General features: G+C 65.0%; 2 protein-coding genes. Both read right to left on the reverse strand.

Annotation, left to right across the window (positions count from 1 at the left end; genetic code table 11):
- Positions 1-327 precede the first annotated feature (327 nt).
- Positions 328-1,497 carry an IS91 family transposase gene (locus ACSQ83_RS35735; protein ID WP_436231357.1) on the reverse strand — a complete coding sequence of 390 codons (1,170 nt, stop codon included), beginning with the start codon at positions 1,495-1,497 and terminating at the stop codon, positions 328-330.
- Positions 1,498-1,518: 21 nt separating this feature from the next.
- Positions 1,519-2,394, reverse strand: coding sequence for a tyrosine-type recombinase/integrase (locus tag ACSQ83_RS35740; RefSeq protein WP_436231358.1), 876 nt, complete (start codon positions 2,392-2,394; stop codon positions 1,519-1,521).
- Between the last annotated feature and the right edge of the window lie 123 nt (positions 2,395-2,517).

Below are 2,517 nucleotides of genomic sequence, written 5' to 3' on the forward strand. Positions count from 1 at the left end.
TCCGCAGGAATGTGAATGCGCCACCGCGCTTCGCTGGCAGGCGTCGAACGAGCCTCGATGGAGGAAACCGCGGAGTGCCCCGATGCGGTCGGAGTTTTTGAGGCTATGGCGATTGATAGGCCGGGATGCCCGGCAATGTTGATGGATGCGTGGTCAGGCGGGATGCTGGATGCGCGCTGACGCGGTGATGAAGCGGTGCAGTGGCGCAATTGTGATGGCGAAGCGGACGCGCGAGGGACTGCGCGAAGCGACAGGCGCAAACGTCCGCCCGTGGGCCGCGTTGCCGCAGAGCCGACGGTCGGGCTATAGGTGCAGGGAGCGTTGCGCTCACGTTTCACCTCGCCGCATGGGTGGTGCGCGAATGGGCGCAGTTCGATCCAGTATCTCGATGACGATCATCGGCGCACCGCAGTGCCGGCAGACGAAGACCGGAGCGACAGCAACCTCGGTTTCGTCGGGCTGGGTGGGGACCTCGGGCACGACGTCCAGTAACTCACGCACCTTCGCGAGGTTGGCGCGGCGCACCGGGTTGGCCAGCAGCCCGTAATGACGGATGCGATGGAAGCCGCCGGGCAGCACATGCAGCAGGACGCGGCGCATGAACTCACCGGCTTCCAGCGTCATGATCTTGTAGCGGGTGCGCCCCTTTGCACGGTAGTCCTTCCAGCGGAAGGTCACGCCGCGCTCATCGAATGCGACCAGGCGTTGATTGGAGATCGCGACCCGGTGCGTATAGCGTGAGAGGTACTCGAGCACCGCTGCCGGTCCTGCAAACGGGCGCTTGGCGTATACGACCCACTCGCAGGCACGTAGCGGTACAAGCCACCGCGCAAAGGCGGCTGGATCCGCGAGCCCCACATACTCGCCGAAGAACTGCAGCTTGCCGCGTCGGTGTGCGTCTGCAAGTGCTTCGAGGAAGCGGCGCCGGAACAGGCGTGACAGGACGCGCACCGGCAGGAAGAAGCCGGGCCTGCACGCAATCCACCGCTCACCATCGGGCGACAGGCCGCCACCGGGAACGATACCGTGCACGTGCGGATGATGCGTGAGCGCTGAGCCCCAGGTGTGCAGCACCAGCGTGGCGCCGATCTGTGCGCCCAGGTGCCTCGGATCCGCGGCGATAGTACGCAGTGTTTCGGCGGCGATGTCGAACAGCAGCCCGTAGATCACCGTCTTGTTGTACCAGGCGATCGCGCCGATCGGCGCGGGCAGCGTGAACACTAAGTGGTAGTACTCCACGGGCAGCAGATCGGCCTGGCGTGCTTCGAGCCAGCGGTGTGCGGCACTGGCCTGGCACTTCATGCAGTGACGATTGCGACAGGAGTTGTAAGCGACCTCGATGTGCTCGCAGCCGGAACAGCGCAGCACATGCCCGCCCAGCGCCGCGGTGCGGCACTGTTCGATGGCCGACATGACCTTCAGCTGCCCCAGGCTCAGGTGTGCCGTTGCTCGCCACGCTGGCCCGTGGGTGCGGAAGATGTCCGCAACCTCAAGCATGAGGCGCTACAGCGCGCGAGCTTACTCGGAGGGCAGGCGGTCTAGAGGACTGGTGACCTCGTGCAGCAGGTCGGTGGCCACCTGGACGTAGAGCGCAGTGTTCTCGAGCTTTACGTGCCCGAGCAGCACCTGGATCACGCGGATGTCCACCTTCTGCTCGAGCAGGTGTGTCGCAAAACTGTGCCTCAAGGTATGCATGGAAACGCGCTTGTCGATGTGTGCGGCCTCGGCCGCGGCATGGATGGCGCGGTTCATCTGCCTCGTGCTGAGCGGGTCGACGGGATCGAGCCCGGGAAAGACCCACCCGCCATCCAGCATCTTGCCCTGGGCCCGGGCCACGTGCCACCAGACACGCAGGCGCTCGAGCAGCACCGGTGAGAGCATGGCGTAGCGGTCACGGCGCCCCTTGCCCTGCTCAATGCGCAGCGTCATGCGCTGGCTGTCGATGTCGCCGACCTTCAGGGCCACCACTTCGCTTGCGCGCAGCCCGGCACCGTATGCAACCGACAGGGCGGTCTGGTGTTTCAGGTTGCCCGCCGCCTCAATGAGGCGGCGCACTTCATCGGGACTGAGCACAACGGGCAATATGCGTGGAACGCGCACCGGCTGCATCCTGACCATCAGCTCGGGCCGGTCGAGCGTGACCTCGAAGAAGAACTTCAGGCCGGTAATCGCGTGGTTCAGTGACACGGGCGATGTGCCGTGATCGACCAGATGCAGCTGGTAGCGTCGCAGGTCCTCGACGGTGGCCGTATCAGGCGAGCGCCCGAGAAACCGGGCAAATTCGCGCACGATGCGCAGATAGGTGTCCTGCGTCTTGGGCGAAAGCTGGCGCATGCGCATGTCGTCGATCATGCGTTGGCGCAGTGGACTGGCGTTTGTCTGTGAGGAGGTCATGATTGGGCTCCTGCTGGAGAACGAGGCGGATTGCCTCATTCGCCAACATACCGAACCGCGCGGCGGACCTCCCATGAACCGCACGCGATGGCCGGAGCCCCTACCGCGCGAGCGGTTTCGTTC

This window comes from Caballeronia sp. LjRoot29 (assembly GCF_964252755.1).
Lineage (GTDB): Bacteria > Pseudomonadota > Gammaproteobacteria > Burkholderiales > Burkholderiaceae > Caballeronia.